We start from the raw sequence: 20,051 nt of genomic DNA, 5'->3' as shown, positions 1-20,051 counted from the left end.
CCTCGGTCAGTCCAGCATCGCCACCGCGAGGGCGGTCGGTGCGTCGGCCGTGCTTTCGGCCAGCGGTTCGAATTCGTTGATGGCGTCGATCTCGGTGCCCATCGCGATGTTGGTCACGCGCTCGAGCATCACCTCGATGACGACCGGCACCTGGAATTCCGCCATGAGCGCTTCGGCGCGGGCGATGGCGGGTGCCATCTCTTCCTGCTTGTGCACGCGGATCGCCTTGCAGCCCAGGCCCTCGACCACCTTGAGGTGATCGACGCCGTAGCTGCCTTCGATGCCGGCGTCGGCCGGTGCGTTGATGTTGTCGAAGGCCAGCTGCACGCAGTAGTCCATCTCGAAGCCGCGCTGCGACTGACGGATCAGGCCGAGGTACGAGTTGTTGACCACGATGTGCAGGTAGGGCAGCTTGAACTGCGCGCCCACGGCCAACTCTTCGATCATGAACTGGAAGTCGTAGTCGCCCGAGAGCGCGACGATCTTGCGCGTCGGGTCGGCGGCGCGCACGCCCAGCGCGGCGGGAATGGTCCAGCCCAGCGGGCCGGCCTGGCCGCAGTTGATCCAGTGGCGCGGGTTGTACACGTGCAGGAACTGCGCGGCCGCGATCTGCGACAGGCCGATGGTGCTCACGTAGCAGGTGTCGCGCTCCAGGTGGTTGTTCATGCACTGGTACACGCGCTGCGGCTTCATCGGCACGGTGTCGAAGTTGGTCTTGCGCAGCAAGGTCTTCTTGCGCTCGCGGCATTCGCCGGCCCAGGCGCCACGGTCGGTGAGCTTGCCGGCGGCCTTCATTTCCTCGGCCACTTCGACGAAGAGTTCGAGCGCGGCCTTGGCGTCGGAGACGATGCCGAAGTCGGGCGTGAACACGCGGCCGATCTGCGTGGGCTCGATGTCCACGTGCACGAAGGTGCGGCCCTTGGTGTAGACGTCGACCGAGCCGGTGTGACGGTTGGCCCAGCGGTTGCCGATGCCCAGCACGAAGTCCGACGCGAGCACGGTGGCGTTGCCGTAGCGGTGGCTGGTCTGCAGGCCGCACATGCCGGCCATGAGCGGGTGGTCGTCGGGAATGGCGCCCCAGCCCATGAGCGTGGGGATCACCGGCACGCCGGTGGCTTCGGCAAAGCGCACGAGCAGCTCGGACGCGTCGGCGTTGATGATGCCGCCGCCGGCCACGATGAGCGGGCGCTCGGCCGCCTGCATCATGCCGATGGCCTTCTCGATCTGGGCGCGCGTGGCGGCCGGCTTGTAGGGCTTGAGGGGCTCGTAGGCGTCGATGTCGAACTCGATCTGCGCCATCTGCACGTCGAAGGGCAGGTCGATGAGCACGGGGCCGGGGCGGCCCGAGCGCATGAGGTGGAAGGCCTGCTGGAACACCTGCGGCACCTGGCCGGGTTCGCGCACGGTGACCGACCACTTGGTGACGGGCTTGGAGATCGACTCGATGTCGACCGCCTGGAAGTCTTCCTTGTACAGGCGGGCGCGCGGTGCCTGGCCGGTGATGCAGAGAATGGGAATGGAATCGGCCCAGGCCGAGTACAGGCCCGTGATCATGTCGGTGCCCGCCGGGCCCGAGGTGCCGATGCACACGCCGATGTTGCCGGCCACGGCGCGGGTGTAGCCCTCGGCCATGTGCGAGGCGCCCTCGACGTGGCGCGCGAGGATGTGCGAGATGCTGCCGCGCTGGCGCAGGGCCGAGTACAACGGGTTGATTGCTGCGCCCGGCACGCCGAAGGCCTGCGTCACGCCTTCTTTTTCCATCACCAGAACTGCGGCCTGGACCGCTGTCATCTTTGCCATTTGAAAGTCTCCTTGAGGTGGCCTCACTGTAGGAAGCGGGGCGCATTCCAAGAAGACGGCTGGGGGCCATAAAACCTATTCCATGGCGGAATAAGTGACTACCATCCGGCCATGGACCGTCTACTGGCTATGGAAATGTTCGTGCGGGTCGTCGAGACGGGGAGCTTCTCGAAGGCGGCGCGCGAGTTCAACACCACGCAACCTACCGTGACCAAGCAGGTCGCGGCCACGGAGGCGCGCCTGAAGGTGCGGCTGCTCAACCGCAACACGCGCGGCGTGAGCCTCACGGAACCGGGCGCGCTGTACTACGAGAAGTGCAAGACCATCGTGCGCGACGCGGAGGAGGCCGACAGCATCGTGCAGCTGCGCCAGAACCAGGCGCAGGGGCTGTTGCGCGTGGGCACGTCGGTGGCCTTCGGGCGGCGCGTGGTGGTGCCGCTGGCGCTGGAGTACATGCGCCGGCATCCGCAGGTGCAGCTCGACCTGAGCTTCGAGGACCGCTATGTCGACCTCATCGCGCAGGGCATCGACGTGGCGATCCGCATGGGCAAGCTGGCCGATTCGTCACTGGGGGCGCGCTACCTGGGCGCGAACCCGTGGGTCATGGTGGCGTCGCCGGCCTATTTGAAAAAACATGGAACGCCCAAGCGCGCGCAGGACCTGAGTGCGCATGTGGCGCTGATCTACAGCAGCGTGGTGGGCGATGAGTTCTGGCGCATGCACACGCCGCGCGGGGAGCCGGTGACGGTGCCGGTGTCGGGGCGCTTCCGGTCGAACAACCTGTCGGCTGTGCTGGCTGCGGCGCGCGACGGGTTGGGCATTGCGTTGATGCCACGCTACGTGGCGAGTGAGTCGCTGGCTGCGGGGAAGGTGAACGCCGTCCTTGGGGACCATGCGCTGCCTGAGCAGGAGATTCACGCGGTGTTTCCTTCGCCCAAGTTGGTGCCGGGGAAGGTGTCGGGGTTCGTGGCGTTCCTGCAGGGGCGCTTTGACGAGGGGTGGTGGGAGGCCTGAGCCGCTTGTCCAGGGCGCGTGCCCAGGCCACCGGGTACTTCCCTCCGCGAATGTCCCCCGGCCTGCGGCCTCCTCCTTGATTTCGCTGCGGGAAGCACCCAGTGTCCTGGGCACAGGGCACGCTGTGGGGGAGCGGAACCGTCAGGCTGCCAGCCGTTGTGCTGCCCGCCCAGCAGGCCGCGCCAACCCGAGGTGGTCGCGCAACGTGCGCCCCTCGTATTCCGTGCGAAAGATGCCTCGCTTCTGCAGGATCGGCACCACGCCGTCCACGAAGTCCTGCAGCCCATGCGGCAGCGCGTCGGGCATCAGGTTGAACCCGTCCGCCGCGCCGCCCCTGAACCAGCGTTCGATGTCGTCGGCGATCTGCTCGGGCGTGCCGACGATCACGCGGTGCCCGCCGCCGCCTGCGAGTTCGCGGATCAGCTGGCGCACCGTGTAGCCGTGCGTGCGACCGGCCGCGACCACGGCGTTGAAGAAGGTGTGGTTCCCGTTGCCGTTGCCGGGCAGCGGCAGGTCGTCGGGCAGGCGCTCGTCGAGCTTGAGGCGGTCGGGCGTGATGCCCAGCGTGCCGGCCAGGCGCGTGAGGCTGTAGTCCCAGGGGATCAGGTCGACCAGTGCGTCGCGGCGGCGAAGCGCCTGGGCTTCGGTGGCGCCGACGATCGTGGTGAGGCCGGCCAGCACCTTCACCGCGTCGGGGCCGCGGCCCAGCTCGGCGGCGCGGGTCTTGAGGGCGCGTGCGTAGGCCTGCGATTCTTCGAAGGATTGCGAGGCGGAGAACACGGCTTCGGCATGGCGCGATGCGAGCTCGCGCCCGTCGGCCGAGGCGCCGGCCTGCACCAGCACCGGGTGGCCCTGCGGCGGGCGCGGCAGGTTCAGTGGGCCCTGCACCGCGAAGTGCTCGCCGCGGTGCGCAAGGGCGTGCACCTTGGCCGGGTCGATGAAGCGGCCGGCGGCCTTGTCGCCGACGAAGGCGTCGTCTTCCCAGCTGTCCCACAGCGCCTTGACGATGTCGGCGAACTCGGAGGCGCGGGCGTAGCGCTTGGCATGGTCGGGCGTCGTGTCCAGGCCGAAGTTGCGCGCCGAGGGCAGGTCGGCCGTGGTCACCATGTTCCAGCCGGCGCGGCCGGCGCTCACGTGGTCGAGCGTGGCGAAGCGGCGCGCGAGGTTGTAGGGCTCGTTGTAGCTGGTGGAAGCGGTGGCGATGAGGCCGATGTGCGTGGTCGCGGCGGCCACGCAGGCCAGCAGGATGGTGGGCTCCAGCGCGGTGATCGGGCGGAAGTGGATCTGGTCGACGATGGCCGCGTTGTCGGCCAGGAACACGGCGTCGAGCTTGGCGGCCTCGGCGATCTGCGCGGTGCGGATGTAGTGCTGGATGTCGGCGAACGCCCACGGGTCGCTCTCGGGCAGGCGCCAGGCCGAAGGCACGAAGCCCGAGTGCAGGATGTTGACGTTGAGGTGCAGCTGCCTGCGCGGCGTGGAGTTGTTGTGATTGCTCATTGGCTGAAATAGTCCGGCAGCCGGTAGCCCGCCCACACGGGGTTGGCCTTGAAGAACTTCTGGAATTCGGGCGACTGGTAGGCGGTGGCGATGTCCTTTGCGAACTTCGCGTGCTCGTTGCTGCGCTTGACGGCCACCACGTTGACGTAGGGCAGCGTCATGTCTTCGAGCTTCAGCGCCTCGGTGAGCTTCAGGCCCGAGGCCACGGCGAAGTTGCCCTGCACGGCCGCGAGGTCGGCATCGGCCAGCGAGCGCGGTGCCTGCGCGGCGTCCAGCGGAACGATCTTCAGGCGCTTGGGGTTGCTCGCGATGTCGCGCTCCGACACGCTCAGCGGACTCACGCCCGGCTTGAGCGTCACCCAGCCGATGGCCGCGAGGATGTTGAGTGCGCGCGCCGCATTCACCGGGTCGGCCGGCAGCGTGACGGTGGCGCCGTCGGGCACGGTGTCGAGCGTCTTGTGGCGGCGCGAATACAGGCCCATGGGCGGCGTCGGCACATGCACCACGGGCACGAGGTCGAAGCCCTGCTGCTTGTTGGTGGCGTTCAGGTACAGCGAGTGCTGGAAGATGTTGGCGTCGATCTGCCCGCGCTCCACGGCGTCGTTGGGCTGCACGCCCTGGCTGAACTCGACGTACTTGATGCTGTAGCCCAGCTTCTTCAACTGGGGCTCGATGCCGTGGGTGAAGGCGTCGCGGTAGGGGCCCGGCATGAAGCCGACGCGCAGGTCGTCCGCGTGGGCGGGGGCCAGCAGCAGCAGGCTCAGTGCGAGCCCGCCGGACAGCGGGGCGAGGCGGCGCAGCCACGAGGGCGCGCGCGAAAGGGAAGGCATGGCGACAACTCCGGGAGACGGCAAGGGGAGTCGGGCACTCTAGGACGCACGCTGCGCGCTGCGAACGAAGATTTGCGCGCTTGCATATCCGCAGGCCGGATAAACCGCGCCGGCTTTTGTAGGATGCGCCCCATGACCCTGCACATCGGAATCGTCGGCTGCTCCGCCGAAGGCGCGGCCCTTTGCTACAAGACCATCTGCATCGAGGGTGCGGCGCTGCTCGGCCCGCACGCGCACCCCGAGGTGTCGATGCACACGCCCTCGCTCGCGGAGTACACGCGCTGCCTGGACGGGGGCGATCTGGCGGGCGTGGGCGAGTTGATGCTCGGCTCCGCGCACAAGCTCGCCGCGGCGGGCGCGGATTTCCTGATCTGCCCCGACAACACGATCCACCAGGCCTTCGACCACGTGGCGCCGCGCTCGCCGCGGCCGTGGCTGCACATCGCCGAGGTGGTGGCCGACGAGGCCGTGCGCCGGGGCTTTCGCCGCATCGGCATCACGGGCACGCGCTGGCTGACCGACAGCGAGGTGTATCCCGAGAAGCTCTCGGCGCGCGGCCTTGAATACGTGCGCCCCACGATCGAAGAGCGCGCCGAGATCGGCCGGATCATCATGGACGAGCTGGTCTGCGGCATCTTCAGGCCCGAGGCCGTAACCACCTTCCAGCGCGTGATGCAGCGCCTGAAGGACGCGGAGGGCTGCGATGCGGTCGTGCTCGGCTGCACCGAGATCCCGCTGATCATGAGCGACGCGAATTCGCCGCTGCCGACGCTGGATTCGACGCGGCTCTTGGCGCGCGCGGCCTTGCGCCGCGCCACGCAGAAGTCAAACTAGGCCAGGAAGTCCTCGATCAGCTGCGCCACGCGCTGCGGCTGGTCGTGGTGCAGCATGTGGCCCGCGTCGTCGAGCTGCTCGATGCGCACCGAAGGCACGGACTTCAGCCGCTCGTGGAACTCGGCGAGCGTGTAGCGGGCCTTCCACCAGCCGTGCAGGCTGTCGTCCGAGGCCTCGACCATCAGCGTCGGCGCGGTGATGCGCGCGTACAGCGCGAGCGTCTCGTCGACGCGGAAGATGTTGGCGTTGACGATCTTGTGCGCGGCCTCGCCGAGGATCTGCCAGCGCGTGTTGCCGTCGGCCTGGGCCTGCGGCGCCGACCAGTGGCCGGCCAGCCAGTCGGCCCTGTCCTGCGTGAGGCGCGGGTTGGTCTTCATGAGGCGGCGCGCGACGCCGTCCACCGCCGAATAGCCCGCGAGCGCCTTCTCGCCGCGGTGCAGGCCCTTGAGCTCGTCGATCCACTGGCCGTAGCGCGCGGGCGCCTCGGCGGGCTGGCGCGCGGGCATGCCGAAGCCCTCGAGGTTGACGAGGCGGCGGATGCGCGCCGGGCGCACGCCCGCGTAGTGCATGGCAACGTTGCCGCCCATGCTGTGGCCGACGAGGTCGACCGGGCGGGCACTTTCTCCGTCCTGGCCTTCACCGGCATAGTGGTCGAGCAGCCATTCGAGGTCGGCCAGGTAGTCGGGCAGCCAGTAGTTGTCGACGCCACCGCCGTCGGTGAGGCCGAAGCCGCGCCAGTCGGGGGCGATGATGAAGCGGTCGTCCTTCAGCGCATCGACCACGAACTGCCAGGAGGCCGCCACGTCCATCCAGCCATGCACCAGCACCAGCGGCGGGCGCTCGCTCGACGGTTGCCCCCAGAGGCGGACGTGGTAGTTCAGGTTGCGCACGGGCACGAATTCGCTGCGCGAGGGGCGGAGGGCTTGGTACATATGGCGCTCGATGATACGGAGAGGCCGCGCCGCGCGCAGTCCGCCACAGGACAGGGCGGCGCTCGGTTTCTCGGGGCCGGGGCAGCGCCTGCCGCGCGGGCGCGCTAGCATTCCGCGCATGAAAAAGATTCCACTCGGTCAGAGCGACCTCCACGTCACCCCGATCTGCCTCGGCACCATGACTTTCGGCGAACAGGTCGACGAGCCAACGGCCCACGCCGTCCTGAACCGCTCGCTCGAGCGCGGCGTCGACTTCATCGACACGGCCGAGATGTACGCGGTGCCGGCAAGCAAGGAAACCTGCGGCGCGACCGAAACCATCATCGGCAACTGGTTTGCGGCCAACCCCGGCACGCGCCAGAAGATCACGCTGGCGACCAAGGTGGCCGGCCCCTCGCGCGGCATGCCCTGGGTGCGCGAAGGCACGGGCATGACGGCGGCCGACATCGAGGCCTCGTGCCACGGCAGCCTGCGCCGCCTGCAGACCGACGTGATCGACCTGTACCAGATCCACTGGCCCGAGCGCCACGTGCCGGTGTTCGGCAACATCCACTACAACCCCGAGAAGGAAACCTCGCAGACGCCGATCCACGACCAGCTCGAGGCGCTGGGCAAGCTGGTGAAGGCGGGCAAGGTGCGCACCATCGGCCTGTCGAACGAGACGCCCTACGGCGTGCACGAGTTCGTGCGGCTGGCCGAACAGCACGGGCTGCCGCGCGTGGTGTCGGTGCAGAACGTCTACAACCTGGTGAGCCGCGCGCACGAGAACGCGCTCGACGAGACCATGCACCGGCTCGGCGTGTCGCTGCTGGCCTACTCGCCGCTGGCCTTCGGCTTGCTGACGGGCAAGTACGACCAGAGCGGCATCGAAGGCCCCGACGCGCCCAAGGGCGCGCGCATCTCGAGCTACGAGTCGGTGCGCAAGCAGCGCTGGGGCAAGCCCGACGCGCTGCGCGCGGCGCGGCGCTACAACCAGCTCGCACGCGACCACGGCCTGAGCCCCACGCAGCTCGCGCTGGCCTTCTGCTACACCAAGTGGCAGGTGGCGAGCACGATCATCGGCGTGACCTCGGTGGCGCAGCTCGACGAAGACCTGGACGCCTACGGCACCACGCTGTCGGCCGAGGTGCTGGCTGAGATCGACAAGATCCGCCTGGACATCCGCGACCCCGCCGCCTGACCCGAACAAGTGAGCAAGTGAGCAAGAAAGCCCACGTTTCCGAGACGCCCGCCACCCAGCTGCTGCGGGCGAACAAGGTCGCCTTCACCGAGCACCCCTACGAGTACTTGGAGCACGGCGGCGCCCAGCACAGCGCGCAGGTGCTGGGCTTCGACCCGTTCACCGTGGTCAAGACCCTGGTGATGCAGGACCAGGACGCCAAACCGCTGATCGTGCTGATGCACGGCAACCGCACGGTCTCGACCAAGAACCTCGCGCGGCAGATCGGCGCCAAGTCGGTCGAGCCCTGCAAGCCCGAGGTGGCGCAGCGCCACAGCGGCTACATGGTGGGCGGCACCTCGCCCTTCGGCACGCGGCGCGAGATGCCGGTCTACATCGAGTCGAGCGTGCTCGAACTGCCGAAGATCGCGATCAACGGCGGGCGGCGCGGCTACCTCGTGGGCATCGATCCGCAGGTGTGCGTGACGCTCCTGGGCGCCAAGCCCGTGCAGTGCGCGCTGGCAGAATAGCCGGCGTTTGCTTTTTCCCGCCGGGCGTGCAGGCCGGCGGCGCACAACAACAATCCGTTCCCCGGAGACCCGCCTTGAGTTTCGATCTGCCTTCCCTCCTTGCCATCGTGGCGTCGTACCTGATCGGTTCGCTGTCGTTTGCGGTCATCGTGAGCAAGTCGCTCGGCATGGCCGATCCGCGCAGCTACGGCAGCGGCAACCCCGGTGCCACCAACGTGCTGCGCTCGGGCAACAAGGGCGCCGCGTTGGCCACCTTGCTGCTCGACGCGGCGAAGGGCTGGCTGCCGGTGTTCCTGATCCGCCAGTTCGGCGCGCAGTGGGGGCTGGGCGAGGGCGTGGCGGCGCTGGCGGGCCTGGCGGCCTTCCTGGGCCACCTGTACCCGGTGTTCTTCAGCTTCCAGGGCGGCAAGGGCGTGGCCACGGCCGCCGGCGTGCTGGTGGGCATCGCACCCTGGCTGGGGCTGGCCACGGGCGCGACCTGGCTGATCATCGCGATTTTCTTCCGCTATTCGTCGCTGTCGTCGCTGGTGGCGGCGTTCTTCGCGCCGGCCTACTACCTGCTGGGTGGAAACATTGCGTGGCCACTCGACCGCACGGTGCTGATTGCGATCATCATCATGAGTCTGCTGCTGATCTGGCGGCACCGCGAAAACATCCGCCGGCTCGCGGCCGGCACGGAGTCGAAACTCGGCTCGAAGAAAAAGGCTTGAACTCACCATGGCATCCATCACCCGCTTCCACGTCGGCCCGCGTCTGTCCGAGACCGCGGTGCACAACGGCACCATCTACCTCGCGGGCCAGGTGCCCGACGACACCACGCAGGACATCCGCGGCCAGACCGCGCAGGTGCTCGGCATGGTCGACCGCCTGCTGGCCGAGGCCGGCAGCGACAAGTCGCGCATCCTCATGACGCAGATCTTCCTGGCCGACATCGGCGACATCGGCGCCATGAACGAGGTGTGGGATGCGTGGATTCCGGCCGGCAACACGCCGCCGCGCGCGACCGTGGAGGCCAAGATGGCCAACGCGGCCTACAAGATCGAGATCGTCGTCACGGCCGCACAGGCCTGAGGCCGGATCGGGAGCGGTCTCAGTACCGCTTCTCGAGAATCATCTCGTCGGCATCGCGCCGCATCGAGAAGCGATTGAGAAAGCTGTTGCCCAGCAGCACGAAGGGCATGGGTTGCTGCGAGACGATGGCGTCGATGTCGTAGACCTCGACGTCGCCCACGCGCACGCTTTGCAGCCGCAGCCTGTAGCCCGCAGCGTTGCCGTTGGCCGTGCGCATCTGCACCGGCTGCCCCTTGCTGTAATCGAGCCCGATGCGCTGGGCATCGACCGCCGACAGCGCGATGGTGGTCGCACCGGTATCGAGCATGAAGGTGACGGCGCGGCCGTTGATCTGGCCCTGCGTCATGTAGTGGCCCCGGCTGTCGGCCTGCAGCACGATGCGGTTGCCGCCGCTGCCGGCAATGCCGCCCCGGCCGATGCTCACGGGCGAATCCATGCGCAGCGAAAAGCGCTTGCCCGCCGATTCGACCACCGCCTGGTCGGCCTGCAGCGACACGAGCTTGACGCCCTGGAAGGTCTCCCCGACCGCCACCGTCTTGGGCGGCGCGCCGTTCACGATGAGGATGGCGCGGCTGCCGATGGAGCCGGTCAGCGTGACCGAGTCGGCGGCGTGCGCCGCCATGGCCGCGGCCGCCCACAGCGCCGCGACGAGGAGCGCCTTCATGCGCGGGTCAGTCGCGGAAGTTGTTGAAGGACAGCGGCATGTCGGGCACGTCCTTCTTGATGAGGGCCATGGCGGCCTGCAGGTCGTCGCGCTTGGCGCCGGTGATGCGCACGGCGTCGCCCTGGATCGCGGCCTGCACCTTGAGCTTGCTGTCCTTGACGATGCGGGTGATCTTCTTGGCCTGCTCGGTCTCGATGCCGTTCTTGATCTTGATGACCTGCTTGACCTTGTCGCCGCCCATCTTCTGGACGTCGCCCTTGTCGAGGAAACGCACGTCGACGCTGCGCTTGGTGAGCTTGTTGCGAAGGATGTCTTCGACCTGCACGAGCTGGAACTCGGCGTCGCCGATCATGGTGATCTCCTTGTCCTTGAGCTCGACGGCGGCGGCGGTGCCCTTGAAATCGAAGCGCGTGCCGATTTCCTTGGCGGTGTTTTCGACCGCATTCTTCACTTCGGGCAGATTGGGCTCGCAGACGGTATCGAAAGACGGCATAGGCTCTCCTGGACGCACGGGGACTGAATGCGACAATTCTCCCATGATCGTGGAGTCCAATGTCCCGCTGCAGCCCTACAACAGCTTCGGCATCGTCGCGCGCGCGCAGCACCTGGCGCGCATCACCAGCGAGGCCGACCTGGCCGCGCTGCACGCCGATCCGGCCTGGCGCGACGAACCCCGTTTCGTGCTCGGCGGCGGCAGCAACATCGTGCTCACGGGCGACGTCAAGCCGCTGGTGCTGAAGGTCGAGATCAAGGGGCGCCGGCTGGCCGAAGAGACGCCGCGCGCCTGGATCGTCGAGGCCGGCGCCGGCGAAACCTGGCACGACACCGTCGAATGGATGGTGCGCAGCGGCTACCCGGGGCTGGAAAACCTGGCGCTCATTCCCGGTACCGTGGGCGGCGCGCCGGTGCAGAACATCGGCGCCTACGGCGTCGAGCTGCAGGACCGCTTCGACTCGCTCGACGCCTTCGACCTCGAAACCGGCCGCGCCTTCACGCTCGACGCGGCGCAGTGCGCCTTCGGCTACCGCGATTCGGTCTTCAAGCATGTGCGCAGCGGCCCGAACGATTTCGGCCTGGCGGGCCGCGCGGTCATCACGCGGGTGCGCTTCCGGCTGCCCAAGCCGTGGAAGCCGGTGGTCGGCTACCTCGACCTCGAGCGAAAGATGGAAGAAACCGGCAATTTCACGCCCAGCGCGGTGGACATCTTCGAGTGGATCTGCGCCATCCGCCGCGCCAAGCTGCCCGACTGGCGCGTGCTGGGCAACGCCGGCAGCTTCTTCAAGAACCCGACGGTCACGCCTGAGCAGTGCGCCGACATCATCGCGCGCGACCCGAAGATCGTTCACTACCCGATGGACGACGGCAGCATCAAGCTCGCGGCCGGCTGGCTCATCGACGCCTGCGGCTGGAAGGGCAAGTCGGTGGGCAACGCCGGCGTGTACGAAAAGCAGGCGCTGGTGCTGGTCAACCGCGGCGGCTCGGCCAACCCGGTGACCGGCGGCGAGGTGATGACGCTGGCCAAGGCGATCCAGACCAGCGTGTACGAGCGCTTCGGCATCCGATTGGAGCCGGAGCCGGTGGTGGTCTGACGCGGTGGATCTCGATTTCCTGCACCTGAACTACCGCCGGCGCATCGCCGTGCTGGGCTGGGCGCAGCTTGCCGTCATCGTGGCGGGCATCGCCTCGGTGTTCCTGGTGCGGGCGGGCTGGTGGGGGTCGGTGCTGCTGATCCTCGCGGCCCTCTTATTCGCGGGGCTCCTGAGCCAGATCGAACTCAGCCTGCGCCGCCAGTTCATCCGCGAGGCCCGGCTGCCGCCGTTCCTGATCGGCAAGCTCCGCGCGGCGCACCCGCAACTGAGCCGACGCGACGCCGAGTTGGTGCTGCGCGGGCTGCGGCAGTTCTTCATGGCGTACCTGCGCAGCAACCTCAAGTTCGTCGCCATGCCCTCGCGGGTGGTCGACACGGCCTGGCACGAGTTCATCCTGCACACGCAGGGCTACCAGACCTGGTGCCAGGCGGCCTTCGGGCGCCTGCTGCACCACAGCCCGGCCGAGGTACTGGGGCAGGACGCGCGGCGCAACGACGGCCTGCGCCGCACCTGGTACTGGGCCTGCAAGGAAGAAAGCATCGACCCGCGTAATCCGGCGCGACTGCCGCTGCTGTTTGCGCTGGACATCAAGTTTGCGATTGCGGACGGCTTTCACTACATCCCCGATTGCCGGGCGATCGAGCGCGCAACGGGCACCGACGCGCACTGCGGCTCGAGCTTCGGCGATTCGTCGTCCGACGGCGGCAGCTCGGGCGATGCCGGAGGCTTCGGCGGCAGCGAGGCGAGCGGGAGCGGCGATGGCGGCTCCAGCGACGGCGGTGGCGCGTCCGATGGGGGCGGTGGATGCGGTGGCGGGTGCGGAGGAGGCGGCGACTGACGCCGGGTGCACTTCCCAAAGAAAAACGGGCCCCGAGGGGCCCGTTGTCATTGCTGCCCTTGCGATTGGCAAGGGCAGCGAAGGGATCGATCAGCTCGCGTCGCCGTCGTTCGCCAGCTTCGGCAGCGAGGCGCCTTCGCCCGACGACAGCAGGCCGACCTGCGTGTAGATGGCGAGCTTTTCGCGCGTGTCGACGATGTCCAGGTTGCGCATCGTGAGTTGGCCGATGCGGTCCAGCGGCGTGAACGCGCCTTCGACCTTTTCCATGCTCAGGCGCTCGGGCTTGTACGTGAGGTTGGCCGATTCGGTGTTCAGGATCGAGTAGTCGTTGCCGCGGCGCAGCTCGACCGTCACTTCGCCGGTGATGGCGCGCGCCACCCAGCGCTGGGCCGTTTCACGCAGCATGATGGCCTGCGGGTCGAACCAGCGGCCCTGGTACAGCAGGCGGCCCAGGCGGCGGCCGTTGTCGCGGTACTGCTCGATGGTGTCTTCGTTGTGGATGCCGGTGACCAGGCGCTCGTAGGCGATGAACAGCAGCGCCAGGCCGGGGGCCTCGTAGATGCCGCGGCTCTTGGCCTCGATGATGCGGTTCTCGATTTGGTCGCTCATGCCCAGGCCGTGGCGACCGCCGATGCGGTTGGCTTCGAGGATCAGCTCGACCAGGTTCGTGTAGCGCACGCCGTTCAGCGCGACGGGCACGCCTTCCTCGAAGCGCACCGAGACGGTTTCGCGCTTGACTTCGACTTCGTCCTTCCAGAAGGCCACGCCCATGATGGGCTGCACGATCTGCATGCCGCTGTTCAGGTGCTCGAGGTCTTTGGCCTCGTGCGTGGCGCCCAGCATGTTCGAGTCGGTCGAGTAGGCCTTCTCGGACGACATCTTGTAGGCGAAGCCGGCCTTTTGCATGAACGCCGACATTTCGGCGCGGCCGCCCAGCTCGTCGATGAAGACCTGATCGAGCCAGGGCTTGTAGATCTTCAGCGCGGGGTTGGTGAGCAGGCCGTAGCGATAGAAGCGCTCGATGTCGTTGCCCTTGTAGGTGCTGCCGTCGCCCCAGATGTGGACGTCGTCTTCCTTCATGGCCGACACCAGCATGGTGCCCGTCACCGCGCGGCCCAGCGGCGTGGTGTTGAAGTAGGTGACGCCGGCGGTGGTCACGTGGAAGGCGCCGGCCTGCAGGGCGGCGATGCCTTCGTTGGCCAGCTGCGCGCGGCAGTCGATCAGGCGGGCGTTCTCGGCGCCGTAGAGCATCGCCTTGCGCGGGATCTCGTCGTAGTCGGGCTCGTCGGGCTGGCCGAGGTTGGCGGTGTAGGCGTAGGGGACCGCGCCCTTGAGCTTCATCCAGTGCAGCGCCGCACTGGTGTCCAGGCCGCCCGAGAAGGCGATGCCGACCTTCTGGCCGGCGGGAACGTTTTGGAGAATGGTCGACATGTCAGGGGTTCCGTTTCAACCGAAGTGGCAGATGTAGCTGTAGGGCTCGCCGCTCACGCGGATCTGGAAACTCGAATTGCCCGGGATGCTGAACTTCTGGCCGGGGCCCGAGGCGACCCATTCGCTGGTGCCCGCGAGCTGGTATTCGCAGCTGCCGCCGGTGCCTTCCATGATTTCAGGCGCGCCGGTGTTGAAGGTGAGGGTGGAGGGCAGGACCACGCCGACCGATTTCTTGGTGCCGTCCGCCAGGGTGAGGTTGTGGCTCACGCACTTGCCGTCGAAATACACATTGGCCTTGGTGGCCACTGCGGCGCTGTTGATGGTGTCGGTAGTCGTCGTCATTGGATGGATGGCGCCGGCGCCTGCGCGTTCGGCGGATCGAGGGACGCGCCGCGGCAGCAGCACCCCCGGGGGTTGGAGAAGCCCTCGATTTTAGGGGCTCGGGCGAGCCGGCCCGCCGTGGGGGAACTCAGTAGCGCCAGCCGTGGCGATGGCCGCCCCATCCGCGGTAGCCACGGTAGTAGCCGCCACCGCCCCAGCCGCGCGAATAACCCAGGTTCAGCGAGATGCCGACCGGCGGGTAGACGTAGGGCTGCGCATACGGGTAGGTGTAGGCGGGTTGCACGTAGACGGGCGGGGCATACACCGGGGCCGGCTGCACGTAGACCGGCGCGGGCGCGTTGGACACCACCACGCCGGGTTCGGGTACGACGCTGTCCCAAGGGGAGTTGGCGCCTTGCTGGTACGGGTACTGCCCCTGCTGCGGGTACTGTTCCGGGTACTGCGGGCCGTTGTTGGCCTCGACCGGGTAGGGCTGCAACTGCGACTGGGGCTGGACCGGCGCGGTGGTCACGCCCGACGTGGTCACCCCGTAGCCGCTGGCCTGGATCGGAATGGTGGCGCCCGGCCGGCTGGTGGTGCGGGTCGTGTACTGGCGGCCCTGGTATTCGTAGGTGACGTTGTAGCTGACGTCGCTGCCGGTCGTTTCGCGGATCGGCGTGGCGGAAATCACGCGCGCCTGGACCACTTGCTGGGCCTGCACGACGCTGGCGCCCGTGGCCAGCAGGCCGGCCGCCGAAAGCCCTGTGAGGATGCGAAAAACGTGTCTGTTCATGGTGTTCTCTCCTGCAGATCGCGGTTGGAGGCCGGCCGGCGGGACGGGGTTCCGGGGTTTACACGGCGTTCACAGCCCAGCTATCGGCATCGAAACCAGTCGTTACGCCCGTCTTCGGGCCCCAATCGACCACCGGCCGCTTGATCAGGCTGGGGTTGGCCAGCAGCACGGGGCGGGCCGAAGCGGCGTCGACCACGGCGTTGCGCGTGGCCTCGTCCAGCTTGCGCCAGGTGGTGCCCTTGCGGTTGACCAGCGCCTCCCAGCCGGGGGCCTGGAGCCAGCGGTCGAGCTCGGTCTCGGGCACGCCCTGTTTCTTGAAATCGTGGAAGGCGTAGGCCACGCCATGGTCGTCGAGCCAGGCGCGGGCGCGCTTGACGGTGTCGCAGTTCGGAATGCCGTATAGGGTTGTCATGGCCGCCATGATGCCGCGTGCGGCGGGTCGGCGACAATGCCGGCCTCCATGGAAACCCTGAACGACTGGCTCGCGCGCGCCGAGCACCTTCATCCCGACAAGATCGAACTCGGGCTCGATCGCGCCAAAGAAATGGCGCAGCGTCTGGGCCTGCGTTTCGACTGCCCCGTCATCACGGTGGCGGGCACCAATGGCAAGGGCTCGACCTGCGCCATGCTCGAATCGATCCTGACGCACGCGGGCTACCGCACGGCCGTGTTCACCTCGCCGCACCTGGTGCGCTTCGAGGAGCGGCTGCGGCTCAAGGGCGAGGCGGTCGATGCTTCCAAACTGATAGCAAGCTTCGAGGTGGTGGAAAAGGCGCGCGGCGACATGGCCCTGACCTACTTCGAGTTCACCACGCTCGGCATCCTGCATTGCATGATCCAGGAGAAGCCCGACGTGGCGATCCTCGAGGTCGGCCTGGGCGGCCGGCTCGACGCCGTGAACATCATCGACGCCGACTGTGCGGTCATCACCAGCATCGACCTGGACCACATGGAATACCTCGGCCCCGACCGCGAAAGCATCGGCTTCGAGAAGGCCGGCATCCTGCGCGCCGGCAAGCCCGCCATCGTGAGCGATCCGGTGCCGCCGCAAAGCGTCATCGACCGCGCCAACGCCATCGGCGCCGACCTGTGGCGCTTCGGGCACGACTTCAACGTCTCGGGCGACAAGCAGCAGTGGGGCTGGTCGGGCCGCGGCCGGCGCTACAGCGGGCTGGCCTACCCGGCGCTGCGCGGCGCCAACCAGTTGCTCAATGCGGCGGGCGTGCTCGCGGCGCTCGAGGCGCTGCGCCCGCAGCTGCCGATCACGGCGCAGGCGGTGCGCAACGGGCTCGCGATGGTCGAGCTGCCGGGCCGCTTCCAGATCGTGCCGGGCGAGCCCACGCTGGTGCTCGACGTGGCGCACAACGCCCACGCCGTCGCGGCGCTGGCCGAGAATCTCGACGCGATGGGTTTTTCGCCCACCACGCACGGCGTGTTCGGCGTCATGGCCGACAAGGACCTCGCGCCCATCCTGGCGCGCATCGGGCCGCTGATCGACCGCTGGTACTTCACCGACCTGCCCACGCCGCGCGCCGCCAAGGCCGCCGATCTGCTGGCCGCGTGGCAGGCCCAGAACACGCGCAAAGACGCCTCGGGCAGCGTGCACGCGAGCCCGATGGACGCCCTGCGCGCGGCCATCGAGCAGGCAGGTGCCACTGATAGAATCGTGGTCTTCGGATCGTTCTTCACCGTGGGTGGCGTCCTCGAAAACGGCACCCCCCGGCTGCAAGCCAAACACCTGCTGCCAGGCGGCTGATCGTCGGGCTGTCCACACCCATCCGGCACCATCGGGCACCACCTCGCTGCACTCCTCCAGGGATCGAACTTCATGGCGTTTTTCAAGTTCCGCGCGCGCGGCCCACAAGGCAACGAAGGACGCAGCGCCCCCGCGGCGGTGCCGGCGGAAAGTGTCGAATCCATGCGCCGGCGTGCGCGCCATCGGCTGCTCGGCGCGGCGGTGTTGGTGCTGGTCGGCGTGATCGGCTTCCCGCTGCTGTTCGACACCCAGCCGCGCCCCGTGCCGGTCGACATCCCGATCGAGATTCCCGACCGCAACAAGGCCAAGCCGCTGCCCGTGCCCGCCACGCCGGCACCCGCCACGAGCAGTGCGCCATCGTCGTCGTCCGACGGCAGCTCCCGCGTGGCGGCAGCCTCGTCGGCCGGCGGCATGATCACCGAGACCGCCGACGGCACCGTGATCGAGCCCGGCACGACCGTGCCCGCCACCCCGGCGGCGCCCAAGCCCGCCGTGGAGCCGAAGAAGCCCGAACCCAAGCCGGAACCCAAACCCGAGCCGAAGCCCGAACCCAAACCGGAGCCCAAGCCGGAGCCGAAAAAGCCCGAACCGAAGCCCGAGCCCAAGCCGAAGCCGGAACCCGCCAAGCCCGCCGCGAACGCCGACGACGGCGCCCGCGCCCGCGCGCTGCTCGAAGGCAAGCCGCCCGCCGCCGCGCCCAAGCCGGCCGCCGACGACAACGGCCGCTTCGTCGTGCAGGTCGGCGCATTTGCCGATGCCGACAAGGCGCGCGAAGTGCGCCAGAAGCTCGAGCGCGCCGGCCTCAAGACCTACGTACACGTCGCCAAGACGACCGACGGCGAGCGCACGCGTGTGCGTGTCGGGCCGTTCGCCTCGCGTGCCGAGGCCGAGAAGGCCGCCGACCGGGTCAAGGGCTTGTCTTTGGCCGCGGCCATCCTCACGTTGTAAGCACCGCCGCCGCCCGCTGCCTGTAGTTCATTGCCGTGGCCTTGCTCGACTGGATCGCCATCGCGCTCATCGTGCTGTCGATGCTGTTCGGGCTGGTGCGCGGCCTGGTGTTCGAAGTGATTTCGCTGATCGGATGGGTGGCCGCCTTCATCGTGGCCCAGTGGGTGGCTTCCGACGTGGCGGCCTGGCTGCCGTTCGGCGACCCGCAGGCCACCTGGCGCTACCCGCTGGCCTTCGTGCTGGTGTTCGTGGCGGTGGCGTTCGGCGTGGGGCTGGCGGCAGCCCTCACGCGCAAGCTGATCGCCGCGGTCGGCCTGCGGCCGGTGGACCGGATTTTGGGAGCAGCGTTCGGCGCGGCACGGGGGGCGGTGGCCCTGCTCGTGCTGGCGGTCGTTGTTCATTTGCTGGCGTTGAGCGACAGTGCCTGGTGGCACGAATCGCGCAGCGCCATTGTTCTCGATGCGGCATTGCAGGGCCTCAAACCCTCGCTGCCTGAAAAGTTGGCAAGCTACCTGCCCTGAGAGGAATCGTTCATGTGTGGAATCGTCGGCGTTGTCAGCAACGCACCCGTCAACCAGCTGCTCTATGACGCGCTGCTGCTGCTGCAGCACCGCGGCCAGGACGCGGCCGGCATCGTGACCTTGCTGGAACGCAAGTTCTTCATGCACAAGGCCAAGGGCATGGTGCGCGACGTGTTCCGCACCCGCAACATGCGCGCGCTGCCGGGCAACGTGGGCCTGGGCCAGGTGCGCTACCCGACCGCGGGCAACGCCTACAGCGAAGAAGAGGCGCAGCCCTTCTACGTGAACGCGCCCTTCGGCATCGTGCTCGTGCACAACGGCAACCTGACCAACGCGCACGCCCTGCGCGCGGAACTGTTCTCCACCGACCACCGCCACACCAACACCGAGAGCGACTCCGAAGTGCTGCTCAACGTGCTGGCCCACGAAGTCGAGCGCTCTTCGCGCGGCGTGCCGCTGCACCCGGCCGAGGTGTTCGCCGCCGTCAAGAACGTCTACAAGCGCCTGCGCGGCTCCTACGCCGTGGTCTCGCTGATCGCCGGCCACGGCTTGCTGGCCTTCCGCGACCCCTACGGCATCCGCCCGCTGTGCATGGGCCGCAGCGCCGACGGCACCGTCATGGTGGCCAGCGAATCGGTCGCGCTCGAAGGCTCGGGCCACGTGTTCGAACGCAACATCGAGCCGGGCGAAGCCGTGTTCATCGACCTCGAAGGCAACGTGCACTCGATGCAGTGCGCCGAAGGCGCGTCGCTCAACCCGTGCATCTTCGAGTTCGTGTACCTCGCGCGTCCCGACTCGGTGCTCGACGGCATCTCGGTGTACCAGGCGCGCCTGAACCTGGGCGAGACGCTGGCCAAGCGCGTGGTCTCGACCGTGCCGCCGAACCAGATCGATGTGATCATTCCGATTCCCGAATCGAGCCGCCCGAGCGCCACGCAGCTCGCGCACCTCCTGGGCATTCCGTACCGCGAAGGCTTCGTGAAGAACCGCTACGTGGGCCGCACCTTCATCATGCCGGGGCAGGGCGTTCGCAAGAAGTCGGTGCGCCAGAAGCTCAACGTGATCGCCAGCGAGTTCAAGGGCCGCAACGTGCTGCTGGTCGACGACTCGATCGTGCGCGGCACCACCAGCCGCGAGATCGTGCAGATGGCGCGCGACGCCGGCGCGCGCAAGGTCTACCTGGCCAGCGCCGCGCCGCCGGTGCGCTACCCGAACGTCTACGGCATCGACATGCCGACCAAGGACGAACTCGTGGCGCACGACCGCACCGTCGAGGAAATCCGCGAGCTCATCGGCTGCGACGCGCTGATCTACCAGGACGTCGACGCCATGAAGCGCGCCATCGGCTCGCTCAACCCGAAGCTCGCCGGTTTCGACGCCTCGTGCTTCGACGGCGTGTACGTGACCGGCGACATCGACACCGAAGCCATCTCGCGCATGAACGGCAACCGTCCGCGCATCGAGGAAAACGAAGAAGACGCTTCGCGCCTCGCCCTGCCGAACCCCAGCGAGTAAGAGAAAGA

The 20,051-nt window shown here is 68.1% G+C and carries 22 protein-coding genes; 12 read left to right on the top strand and 10 right to left on the bottom strand.

Going from position 1 to position 20,051, the window contains the following annotated elements:
- Nucleotides 1–6 precede the first annotated feature (6 nt).
- On the bottom strand, nucleotides 7–1,800 hold the full coding sequence (gene gcl / locus ACAM42_RS24585) for a glyoxylate carboligase (RefSeq protein WP_159273301.1): 1,794 nt from the start codon (nucleotides 1,798–1,800) through the stop codon (nucleotides 7–9).
- A gap of 111 nt (nucleotides 1,801–1,911) precedes the next feature.
- Between gcl and ACAM42_RS24580 the strand changes: the two genes are divergently transcribed.
- Nucleotides 1,912–2,814, top strand: a complete 903-nt coding sequence (locus tag ACAM42_RS24580) for a LysR family transcriptional regulator (RefSeq protein ID WP_159273302.1) — start codon at nucleotides 1,912–1,914, stop codon at nucleotides 2,812–2,814.
- A 141-nt stretch (nucleotides 2,815–2,955) separates the two neighbouring features.
- Here the strand turns inward: ACAM42_RS24580 and ACAM42_RS24575 are convergent, their stop codons facing one another.
- Together ACAM42_RS24575 and ACAM42_RS24570 are read right to left on the bottom strand one after the other, a co-directional pair.
- A complete protein-coding gene (locus tag ACAM42_RS24575) occupies nucleotides 2,956–4,311 on the bottom strand; it encodes an LLM class flavin-dependent oxidoreductase (RefSeq protein ID WP_369629718.1) in 1,356 nt (451 codons plus the stop codon).
- Nucleotides 4,308–5,141: a MetQ/NlpA family ABC transporter substrate-binding protein gene (locus tag ACAM42_RS24570; protein ID WP_369629717.1), complete on the bottom strand. Its 834-nt coding sequence runs from the start codon at nucleotides 5,139–5,141 to the stop codon at nucleotides 4,308–4,310. The genes ACAM42_RS24575 and ACAM42_RS24570 overlap by 4 nt, the downstream gene beginning before the upstream one ends.
- A 132-nt stretch (nucleotides 5,142–5,273) precedes the next feature.
- Here ACAM42_RS24570 and ACAM42_RS24565 point away from each other — a divergent pair, with 132 nt between their 5' ends.
- The gene (locus ACAM42_RS24565; RefSeq protein WP_369629716.1) at nucleotides 5,274–5,975 is read left to right on the top strand and encodes an aspartate/glutamate racemase family protein; all 702 of its coding nucleotides are present in this window, start codon (nucleotides 5,274–5,276) and stop codon (nucleotides 5,973–5,975) included.
- Here the strand turns inward: ACAM42_RS24565 and ACAM42_RS24560 are convergent.
- Entirely contained in the window at nucleotides 5,972–6,907 is a 936-nt protein-coding gene (locus tag ACAM42_RS24560) for an alpha/beta fold hydrolase (RefSeq protein WP_369629715.1), read from the bottom strand. The genes ACAM42_RS24565 and ACAM42_RS24560 overlap by 4 nt on opposite strands.
- A gap of 118 nt (nucleotides 6,908–7,025) precedes the next feature.
- Here ACAM42_RS24560 and ACAM42_RS24555 point away from each other — a divergent pair, with 118 nt between their 5' ends.
- The 4 genes from ACAM42_RS24555 to ACAM42_RS24540 all read left to right on the top strand — a co-directional run bounded on the left by ACAM42_RS24555 (nucleotide 7,026) and on the right by ACAM42_RS24540 (nucleotide 9,667).
- The gene (locus ACAM42_RS24555; protein ID WP_062469984.1) at nucleotides 7,026–8,087 is read left to right on the top strand and encodes an aldo/keto reductase; all 1,062 of its coding nucleotides are present in this window, start codon (nucleotides 7,026–7,028) and stop codon (nucleotides 8,085–8,087) included.
- 17 nt (nucleotides 8,088–8,104) lie between these two features.
- Nucleotides 8,105–8,596, top strand: coding sequence for an aminoacyl-tRNA deacylase (locus tag ACAM42_RS24550; RefSeq protein WP_369629714.1), 492 nt, complete (start codon nucleotides 8,105–8,107; stop codon nucleotides 8,594–8,596).
- A gap of 74 nt (nucleotides 8,597–8,670) precedes the next feature.
- Nucleotides 8,671–9,306, top strand: a complete 636-nt coding sequence (plsY, locus tag ACAM42_RS24545) for a glycerol-3-phosphate 1-O-acyltransferase PlsY (protein ID WP_070062403.1) — start codon at nucleotides 8,671–8,673, stop codon at nucleotides 9,304–9,306.
- A gap of 7 nt (nucleotides 9,307–9,313) precedes the next feature.
- A complete protein-coding gene (locus ACAM42_RS24540) occupies nucleotides 9,314–9,667 on the top strand; it encodes a RidA family protein (RefSeq protein WP_070062404.1) in 354 nt (117 codons plus the stop codon).
- A gap of 19 nt (nucleotides 9,668–9,686) precedes the next feature.
- On the opposite strand, the gene ACAM42_RS24535 is transcribed toward ACAM42_RS24540, so the two are convergent.
- Entirely contained in the window at nucleotides 9,687–10,331 is a 645-nt protein-coding gene (locus ACAM42_RS24535; protein ID WP_095746333.1) for a TIGR02281 family clan AA aspartic protease, read from the bottom strand.
- 7 nt (nucleotides 10,332–10,338) lie between these two features.
- On the bottom strand, nucleotides 10,339–10,824 hold the full coding sequence (locus ACAM42_RS24530) for a YajQ family cyclic di-GMP-binding protein (RefSeq protein ID WP_062469970.1): 486 nt from the start codon (nucleotides 10,822–10,824) through the stop codon (nucleotides 10,339–10,341).
- A gap of 43 nt (nucleotides 10,825–10,867) precedes the next feature.
- On the opposite strand from ACAM42_RS24530, the gene murB reads away from it, so the two are divergent.
- Both murB and ACAM42_RS24520 read left to right on the top strand, forming a co-directional pair.
- Nucleotides 10,868–11,920 (top strand): UDP-N-acetylmuramate dehydrogenase, encoded by a 1,053-nt coding sequence (murB, locus tag ACAM42_RS24525; protein ID WP_369629713.1) that lies wholly within the window; start codon nucleotides 10,868–10,870, stop codon nucleotides 11,918–11,920.
- Between the two features lie 4 nt (nucleotides 11,921–11,924).
- Nucleotides 11,925–12,758 (top strand): hypothetical protein, encoded by an 834-nt coding sequence (locus tag ACAM42_RS24520; RefSeq protein WP_369629712.1) that lies wholly within the window; start codon nucleotides 11,925–11,927, stop codon nucleotides 12,756–12,758.
- A gap of 90 nt (nucleotides 12,759–12,848) precedes the next feature.
- Here the strand turns inward: ACAM42_RS24520 and argG are convergent, their stop codons facing one another.
- The 4 genes from argG to ACAM42_RS24500 form a co-directional block, all read right to left on the bottom strand.
- Complete coding sequence (gene argG, locus ACAM42_RS24515) at nucleotides 12,849–14,189, bottom strand: argininosuccinate synthase (protein ID WP_062469963.1); 1,341 nt, start codon at nucleotides 14,187–14,189, stop codon at nucleotides 12,849–12,851.
- 15 nt (nucleotides 14,190–14,204) lie between these two features.
- On the bottom strand, nucleotides 14,205–14,531 hold the full coding sequence (locus ACAM42_RS24510; RefSeq protein ID WP_369629711.1) for a pyrimidine/purine nucleoside phosphorylase: 327 nt from the start codon (nucleotides 14,529–14,531) through the stop codon (nucleotides 14,205–14,207).
- Nucleotides 14,532–14,658: 127 nt separating this feature from the next.
- Nucleotides 14,659–15,303 (bottom strand): hypothetical protein, encoded by a 645-nt coding sequence (locus tag ACAM42_RS24505; RefSeq protein ID WP_369629710.1) that lies wholly within the window; start codon nucleotides 15,301–15,303, stop codon nucleotides 14,659–14,661.
- 58 nt (nucleotides 15,304–15,361) lie between these two features.
- Nucleotides 15,362–15,715, bottom strand: a complete 354-nt coding sequence (locus ACAM42_RS24500; RefSeq protein ID WP_369629709.1) for an ArsC family reductase — start codon at nucleotides 15,713–15,715, stop codon at nucleotides 15,362–15,364.
- Between the two features lie 36 nt (nucleotides 15,716–15,751).
- Here ACAM42_RS24500 and folC point away from each other — a divergent pair, with 36 nt between their 5' ends.
- From folC to purF, 4 genes are all read left to right on the top strand, one after another.
- Complete coding sequence (gene folC, locus ACAM42_RS24495) at nucleotides 15,752–17,059, top strand: bifunctional tetrahydrofolate synthase/dihydrofolate synthase (RefSeq protein WP_369629708.1); 1,308 nt, start codon at nucleotides 15,752–15,754, stop codon at nucleotides 17,057–17,059.
- A 72-nt stretch (nucleotides 17,060–17,131) separates the two neighbouring features.
- Complete coding sequence (locus ACAM42_RS24490) at nucleotides 17,132–18,007, top strand: SPOR domain-containing protein (protein WP_159275268.1); 876 nt, start codon at nucleotides 17,132–17,134, stop codon at nucleotides 18,005–18,007.
- A 35-nt stretch (nucleotides 18,008–18,042) separates the two neighbouring features.
- The gene (locus tag ACAM42_RS24485; RefSeq protein WP_070062414.1) at nucleotides 18,043–18,528 is read left to right on the top strand and encodes a CvpA family protein; all 486 of its coding nucleotides are present in this window, start codon (nucleotides 18,043–18,045) and stop codon (nucleotides 18,526–18,528) included.
- Nucleotides 18,529–18,540: 12 nt separating this feature from the next.
- On the top strand, nucleotides 18,541–20,043 hold the full coding sequence (gene purF / locus ACAM42_RS24480) for an amidophosphoribosyltransferase (protein ID WP_056571670.1): 1,503 nt from the start codon (nucleotides 18,541–18,543) through the stop codon (nucleotides 20,041–20,043).
- Nucleotides 20,044–20,051: the final 8 nt, after the last annotated feature.

The organism is Variovorax sp. V35 (assembly GCF_041154465.1).
Taxonomy (GTDB): domain Bacteria; phylum Pseudomonadota; class Gammaproteobacteria; order Burkholderiales; family Burkholderiaceae_C; genus Variovorax; species Variovorax boronicumulans.
Note: the sequence above shows the minus strand (reverse complement) of the source record. Positions and strands in the feature narration are given on the sequence as shown.

Excerpts from the sequence above, each read along its gene's own strand:
- murB (WP_369629713.1), top strand. The coding sequence starts at position 10,868 with ATGATCGTGGAGTCCAATGTCCCGCTGCAGCCCTACAACAGCTTCGGC.
- folC (WP_369629708.1), top strand. The coding sequence starts at position 15,752 with ATGCCGGCCTCCATGGAAACCCTGAACGACTGGCTCGCGCGCGCCGAG.
- ACAM42_RS24505 (WP_369629710.1), bottom strand. The coding sequence starts at position 15,303 with ATGAACAGACACGTTTTTCGCATCCTCACAGGGCTTTCGGCGGCCGGC.
- ACAM42_RS24565 (WP_369629716.1), top strand. The coding sequence starts at position 5,274 with ATGACCCTGCACATCGGAATCGTCGGCTGCTCCGCCGAAGGCGCGGCC.
- ACAM42_RS24575 (WP_369629718.1), bottom strand. The coding sequence starts at position 4,311 with ATGAGCAATCACAACAACTCCACGCCGCGCAGGCAGCTGCACCTCAAC.
- purF (WP_056571670.1), top strand. The coding sequence starts at position 18,541 with ATGTGTGGAATCGTCGGCGTTGTCAGCAACGCACCCGTCAACCAGCTG.
- ACAM42_RS24570 (WP_369629717.1), bottom strand. The coding sequence starts at position 5,141 with ATGCCTTCCCTTTCGCGCGCGCCCTCGTGGCTGCGCCGCCTCGCCCCG.
- ACAM42_RS24490 (WP_159275268.1), top strand. The coding sequence starts at position 17,132 with ATGGCGTTTTTCAAGTTCCGCGCGCGCGGCCCACAAGGCAACGAAGGA.
- ACAM42_RS24535 (WP_095746333.1), bottom strand. The coding sequence starts at position 10,331 with ATGAAGGCGCTCCTCGTCGCGGCGCTGTGGGCGGCCGCGGCCATGGCG.
- ACAM42_RS24500 (WP_369629709.1), bottom strand. The coding sequence starts at position 15,715 with ATGACAACCCTATACGGCATTCCGAACTGCGACACCGTCAAGCGCGCC.
- argG (WP_062469963.1), bottom strand. The coding sequence starts at position 14,189 with ATGTCGACCATTCTCCAAAACGTTCCCGCCGGCCAGAAGGTCGGCATC.
- ACAM42_RS24555 (WP_062469984.1), top strand. The coding sequence starts at position 7,026 with ATGAAAAAGATTCCACTCGGTCAGAGCGACCTCCACGTCACCCCGATC.
- ACAM42_RS24540 (WP_070062404.1), top strand. The coding sequence starts at position 9,314 with ATGGCATCCATCACCCGCTTCCACGTCGGCCCGCGTCTGTCCGAGACC.
- ACAM42_RS24580 (WP_159273302.1), top strand. The coding sequence starts at position 1,912 with ATGGACCGTCTACTGGCTATGGAAATGTTCGTGCGGGTCGTCGAGACG.
- gcl (WP_159273301.1), bottom strand. The coding sequence starts at position 1,800 with ATGGCAAAGATGACAGCGGTCCAGGCCGCAGTTCTGGTGATGGAAAAA.
- ACAM42_RS24560 (WP_369629715.1), bottom strand. The coding sequence starts at position 6,907 with ATGTACCAAGCCCTCCGCCCCTCGCGCAGCGAATTCGTGCCCGTGCGC.
- ACAM42_RS24530 (WP_062469970.1), bottom strand. The coding sequence starts at position 10,824 with ATGCCGTCTTTCGATACCGTCTGCGAGCCCAATCTGCCCGAAGTGAAG.
- ACAM42_RS24510 (WP_369629711.1), bottom strand. The coding sequence starts at position 14,531 with ATGACGACGACTACCGACACCATCAACAGCGCCGCAGTGGCCACCAAG.